This is a genomic window from Haloparvum sedimenti, assembly GCF_001462205.1.
In the GTDB taxonomy this organism is placed as follows: domain Archaea; phylum Halobacteriota; class Halobacteria; order Halobacteriales; family Haloferacaceae; genus Haloparvum; species Haloparvum sedimenti.
The window spans coordinates 130,373-135,971 of sequence record NZ_LKIR01000142.1; the positions used below are offsets into that span (position 1 = coordinate 130,373).

A 5,599-nucleotide genomic window follows, 5' to 3' on the forward strand; every position below is an offset into this window, starting at 1 on the left:
GCCGCGTGGTCGACCGCGAGGGGACGCTGACCGTGGGGCCGACCCCCGACGCCCCGGAGACGGACAATCCCTACATCTCCTACAACTGTGCGCGCGCGGTCGAGACGCCCGCGGGCGAGACGCTCGCTGTCGTCGGGAACGGTTCGCACGTCGACCCGATCGCAGAGAAACTGGAGCGGGGGTACCCCGCCCGCGACGCGCTCGCGAATCCCCTCCTCGCACTCGACTTCGAGAAGGACGACTACGACACCCCCCGGATCGCCGGGGTCGTTGGGGCAGAGACCGCGACGATCGGGACGGTCCGACGCGATGCGCTGCTGGTGGAGGAGGTCGACGAGCCGACGCTCGTCGCGACCTACGAGAAGGACGCGCCCGAACCGTTCGGTCTCGACGCCGCGACCGCGGGTGAGGCCGCGGTCGAGGTGCTCGCGAGTGATTTCGAGCACCCGGTCTGTGCAGCCGGGGCGACGGTGGACGCGGACGGTGTCTCCCTCGCCTTCGAAAACGGCGACTGACCCCGTTTATCTGTGAGGGAAGCAGTCCTGACGGTCGATGTGTTGCCTACTTCTGACAGAGATCCTCAACGCCACTTCTGACAGAAATCCTCAGCGTCGCAGTTTTGTTCCGTGTCCGTAGTCCGGTTCCGTGTCCGTAGTCCGGTTCCGTGTCCGTAGTCCGGTTCCGTGTCTCGAGGATGTGCCCGTAGTTCGGTTCTGCGCCCGCGGAAGCTACGCCTCGAACTCCTCTTGAACGATCTCCAGGGCCTCCTCGCGGTCGTCCCAGTCGACGAACAGCGCAACGGAGGTGGCGCTGGTGATCAGGTCGATGATGTTGATCCCGGCCTCCGCGAGCGGGGAGACGATCTCCTGGATGATCCCGGGGCGGTTCGGGAGCTCGCCGCCGGACAGGCGGATGACTGCAACCGGGTCGTGGACGGTGACCGACGAGAGCGCGTCGTCGGTGACGACCTCCTCGTGGAGCAGGGCCTCGGCGGCCTCCGCACGGTCCACGTCGACGTAGAAGGTGACCGAGTCCATGCCGGACGCGACCGCGTCGATGTTGATCTCGTCCGTGCGGAGGCGCGTGGACAGGTCAGCGAGGATCCCCGGCCGGTTCCTGATCGCGCGGCCGGCGACCGTGAGGCAGGCGAGCGGCTCCTCGCGCATGTCGATCAGGTTCTCGAACTGCCCCTCGATCTCCGTGCCGCCCGCGAGTAAGTCGCCGTGCTGGTAGTGGACGACCCGGACCGCCAGGTCGGTCCCCTTGTACGAGAGCGCGCTCGGGGCGACGACCTCCGCGCCCCGGAACGAGAGGTTTCTGAGTTCGTCGACCGTGATCCGGCCGACGTTGCGCGCCCCCTCGACGACTCGCGGATCGCCGGTCATGACGCCCTCCACGTCGGTGACGATGACGACCTCGTCGGCGTCCATGTAGTTGCCGAGCATGACCGCAGTCGTGTCGGAACCGCCGCGACCGAGCGTCGTGACGTTCCCGTCGTGGTCCTCCGCGAGGAAGCCCGTGATGACCGGGACGACGCCGTCCATCTCGGCGGCGAGTTGCTGGGCGCGGGCGCGCGTCTCCTCGACGTCCACCTCGCCGAGTTCGTTCGTGATGACCGGCCAGTCCGGATGGCCGGGTTCGAGGAACACCGCGTCCACGTCGCGGGCCGCGAGCGCGGCCTTGAGCATGCGGACGCTCGTCCGCTCGCCCATCGAGACGATCTCGGCGCGGTCGGCGTCGTCGGCCTCGAACGTGATCTCGTCGAGGAGTTCGTCCGTCGTCGATCCCATCGCGCTCGCGACGATCGCGATCTCGTGGCCCTCCTCGACCGCCTTCGCGACCGAGTCGGCCGCGCGGTTGATGCGGTCTCCACTCCCCAGACTCGTGCCGCCGAACTTCGCGACTACGCGCATCGACGGCCTCCGGCTCTCGAAACGTGACGCTCGGGCATGAACCCGCATAGACGAGGAAGCCGCATAACTGTGTCCTCTTGTCCAACCGTTGCCGGAGAGAAAACACCGAGACGGCGCTCCGATGACCTGATGTTTCAGGAACGTTTCGCCTGCCGGAAACGAACGGAAACGCCTCGACTGATGAGCGTCGTCCGCTCGGTCGTTGGGGCCGCCTGCTCGGTCGTTGGGGCCGCCTGCTCGGTCGTTGGGGCCGCTGCCCGATCGTCGGCGTCGCCTGCTCGGTTGTTGGCGTCGACTACTCGTCGTCCGGACCCCAGTCGCCGGGCATCTCGATGACGTAGCGGCCGTCCTCGCGCAGCGAGATGATGTACTCCTGTCTGTCGTACAGTTCCATCAGGTTCAGTTCGTACTCGCCCTGGCCGACGATCCGGATGCTCTCGAACTGGTCGTTGAGTTCCTCGCGAAGCGAGTCGAGTCCGGGACGTTCGTCGGCGTGGGGACCGCCCCCATCGTCGCCCCCAGTTTCGGGTCGAGAGGACGTGCCGTCCGTATCCGGGAGTTCGTCGGGCGAGACCACGTCCGAGCGGGCGCTGGCCTGCGCGCGGTCCTCGGCGTCGACCTCGGGCCCGGTCGCAGCGTCGTCGCCCGCTTCGACACGGTCCGCCTCGGCGCCGCTCGCTGCGGCGTCTGTCTCCGCATCCGTCGTGACGCTCGTGGTTGTGTCCGTCGTCGCGTCCGTCGTCGCGTCCGTCGTCGCGTCCGTCGTCGCGTCCGTCGTCGCGTCCGCCGTCCGCCGAGCGGAGTTCGACCGCGTCCGCGGTTCGGCGTCGTCGCGGGAGGCGGTCTGCCCCTCCGTTTCGGCTGGAGCGGTCGCGTCGCGGTCGCTGGACCCGGACCCTGGCTCCGGGTCAGGATCCGTCGCTCCCGGGGGCTTGAACTGGAACTTGTTCCCGCCGCAGTCGGGACAGCCGGAGAGCATCTCCTTGGAGCCGTCCGCGAACGTCCGTCCGCAGGAGGTACATTGGTGAGGCATTACCGGAGGGGCGTCACTTCCGGGAGACGAGCGCGCTGATGAGCGTCTCGTCCTTGTGGAGCGTTTCGAGCTGATTGGCCGGGCCGATGACGGTGAGCTTCTTGGCCGACTCGCGGCCCATCAGCCGGTCGAGGAGGCTCTGGTCGGTCGCCTGCGACTGGGGGTAGGTCTCGATCTCGATGCCGGAGAAGTCGTCGGGACTGATCTCGGTCATCGTCACCTCGATGAGCTTCGACTCCTCGTCCGGGGAGAGCCCCTCCTCAAGAATGACGATGTTGCCGTCGCGGACGCCGTCGAGGATGAGCCGGATCTTCTCCATGCTCGTGAGTCCCTCCATCCGGGCGCCGCTGATGAGGTCGATCTGGACGCCACCGTCCGGTTCGTCCGCCGATTCGTCGGAGGTGACCTCGGGCATTATCCGAAGTACTCCGCGATCTTGTCGTACACTTCGTCCATGTTCTCGCCCTCCAGCGCCGACAGCGGGATCGTCTCGTGCTGGGGGAAGGCGTTCGCAACGCGCTGGACGTTCGACTCCGGCAGGTCCGTCTTGTTCGCGAGGATGAGCACCGGCAGATCCTGCGACTCGATGATGCCGATGAGCATCGTGTTCACCTGCGTGAACGGATCCGTTGTCGAGTCAAGCACGTAGATGACGCCGTCGACGTCCTCGCGGAGCCAGTGCATCGCCTCCGCGACGCCCTCGGTCGCCTCGCGCGACCGGCGGACGGCGTCGTCCTTTTCCATCTCGTGGTCGAGGAACTCCTTGTAGTCCACCTTGGTGGTGACGCCTGGCGTGTCGACGATGTCGATGGTCACCTTGCGGCCGTTGCGCTCGATCTCGACGCCCTCCTTACGGCGCGCCCGCCGCGTTTCGTGCGGAATGTGACTCTCCGGTCCAACCGCGTCGCCGGTCCAGTCGCGCGCGATCCGATTCGCGAGCGTCGTCTTCCCGGCGTTCGGCGGGCCGTAGATACCGATACGTTTGGGTTCGCTGTCGGTGAACAACCGATCCGTGACCCGTGATACGCTGTCCCGTAGATTTGTGAGCAGTCCCATCCTGATTCCGGCCTCCCTCTCTCGCGCGGGGATTGTAGCTACTCTCTTCGCCGCTCTCACTTAACAACTGCGTCAGACACACCTACAGAACCGGGGAAGACGCCTCGAAGCCACCGGTCAAGCGACCGGCCGTGACCGCTCGACCGCGAGAGTGTTCACTAGATGGGCGATCGCTTTCCGGATTCGCGGTCGTCCCGTTCTCCGGATTCGCGGTCGTCCCGTTCTCCGGATTCGCGGTCGCTTCACTTTACGGATGGGCAGTCACCTCGCTCGAACACGAGACGAGGGGTGTCCCTCCCCCACCCCTTCGTTTCGTGTGGAACGGTAGGTGGTGGAGGGTGGCTTTCGTCGTTCGGCGGGTGTTCTCGCAGAGAAGCGTCAACTAACAAGAAAGAACGGTCGGTATATTTCCTGTCTTCCTGTATTACGGATACTGTTCTAGTAGACATGTGTTAAAACCACCGGAAATAATATACCCCTCCCCCCACCCCACCATTCCCAGTTCCACACGAAACAAAGGGGTGGGGGGCACCCCACCACCCACCGTTTCCCGTCGACAACCACGAAACACGACTCTCTCGAGACGAAGGCACCCGTGATACACGACGTGTTTTCAGACTTATCGGCCTGTTCTAACCGATACCTTCCGCTTCGTGTCGGATGCCTTCCGTTTCGTGTCGACTTGACCAGGCTGCTCTCAACCAGGAAACGACTCCCTTCAGTTGCAATCCAGTCGAAGCGCTCAGTTCAGTCGAAACGCTCCCCACTTAGCCTCGCCCACTTAGCCTCGCCCACTTAGCCTCGCCCACTTAGCCTCGATGTTATCGAAGATGCGAGGCTAAAACTTCGCCCTTCAGGGTGGGGAGGATCTCAATGTGACGCACTTCTCCGACGAAAAACGACGAGCAGAGATTCTCCCTCCCACATCCACCTGAAATGCTGCCCCCTAATTATCGACTGCAACCACGGGCTACCAATTTCTCGATTGTTTATCAGGGATACCGGCCGATTCCGACCGTCTCTCGGTCGCTCATCAACATCGATATCGCCGCCGCTTCGATGCAGTCCGGATCGATGGTGGTCCACGCGCCCCCCGCTTCAACTGGAGAGGGGAACACTTTTATTCCGTCTGTTCATCTGGTTCGTCTGCATCAATTGGACGCGCCCGATGGATATATTCACGCCGGAAGGCTCGTATTCGGCAGATAGGGACTGTCTGACTACGTTCCCGGGCGCGTTTTCCACCTGAAATTGGGGGGTATACATGGACGACACGAACGACGACTACCAACAGACCGCGTCGCGATCCGATGCCGCGTCCGCGACTGACGACGGGGCCGTTTCCGACGCCGACGACGAGGAGCCCGATGCCGCGACTCCGACAGAGACGGATAACGAGGCCGATAGTGACGCCGCAGTCGATGGCGACGCCACGGCCGATAGAGTCGATGGCGACTCCACGGCCGGTGGCGACGCCGCGGTCGATAGTGATGCCGCGGTCGATAGTGATGCCGCGGTCGATAGTGATGCCGCGGTCGGTGGCGACGCCACGGTCGATGGTTCGGGTAATCCGAACCCACCCGACCCAGAACCGCAC

General features: G+C 64.6%; 6 protein-coding genes. 1 reads left to right on the forward strand and 5 read right to left on the reverse strand.

Going from position 1 to position 5,599, the window contains the following annotated elements; genetic code table 11:
- The coding region (locus AN233_RS15230) for an IMP cyclohydrolase (RefSeq protein WP_245626091.1) at positions 1-515 on the forward strand (515 nt) is incomplete at its 5' end.
- 213 nt (positions 516-728) lie between these two features.
- Here the strand turns inward: AN233_RS15230 and AN233_RS15235 are convergent.
- The 5 genes from AN233_RS15235 to AN233_RS17510 all read right to left on the reverse strand — a co-directional run.
- Positions 729-1,913 (reverse strand): aspartate kinase, encoded by a 1,185-nt coding sequence (locus AN233_RS15235; RefSeq protein WP_058367613.1) that lies wholly within the window; start codon positions 1,911-1,913, stop codon positions 729-731.
- 295 nt (positions 1,914-2,208) lie between these two features.
- The gene (locus AN233_RS15240; protein WP_058367614.1) at positions 2,209-2,946 is read right to left on the reverse strand and encodes a Zn-ribbon domain-containing protein; all 738 of its coding nucleotides are present in this window, start codon (positions 2,944-2,946) and stop codon (positions 2,209-2,211) included.
- 13 nt (positions 2,947-2,959) lie between these two features.
- Positions 2,960-3,361 carry a DUF2073 domain-containing protein gene (locus AN233_RS15245; protein WP_058367615.1) on the reverse strand — a complete coding sequence of 134 codons (402 nt, stop codon included), beginning with the start codon at positions 3,359-3,361 and terminating at the stop codon, positions 2,960-2,962.
- Positions 3,361-4,002, reverse strand: a complete 642-nt coding sequence (locus AN233_RS15250) for an Era-like GTP-binding protein (RefSeq protein ID WP_058367616.1) — start codon at positions 4,000-4,002, stop codon at positions 3,361-3,363. The genes AN233_RS15245 and AN233_RS15250 overlap by 1 nt, the downstream gene beginning before the upstream one ends.
- 1,120 nt (positions 4,003-5,122) lie before the next feature.
- The coding region (locus AN233_RS17510) for a hypothetical protein (protein WP_218055106.1) at positions 5,123-5,599 on the reverse strand (477 nt) is incomplete at its 5' end.

Excerpts from the sequence above, each read along its gene's own strand:
- AN233_RS15235 (WP_058367613.1), bottom strand. The coding sequence starts at position 1,913 with ATGCGCGTAGTCGCGAAGTTCGGCGGCACGAGTCTGGGGAGTGGAGAC.
- AN233_RS15240 (WP_058367614.1), bottom strand. The coding sequence starts at position 2,946 with ATGCCTCACCAATGTACCTCCTGCGGACGGACGTTCGCGGACGGCTCC.
- AN233_RS15245 (WP_058367615.1), bottom strand. The coding sequence starts at position 3,361 with ATGCCCGAGGTCACCTCCGACGAATCGGCGGACGAACCGGACGGTGGC.
- AN233_RS15250 (WP_058367616.1), bottom strand. The coding sequence starts at position 4,002 with ATGGGACTGCTCACAAATCTACGGGACAGCGTATCACGGGTCACGGAT.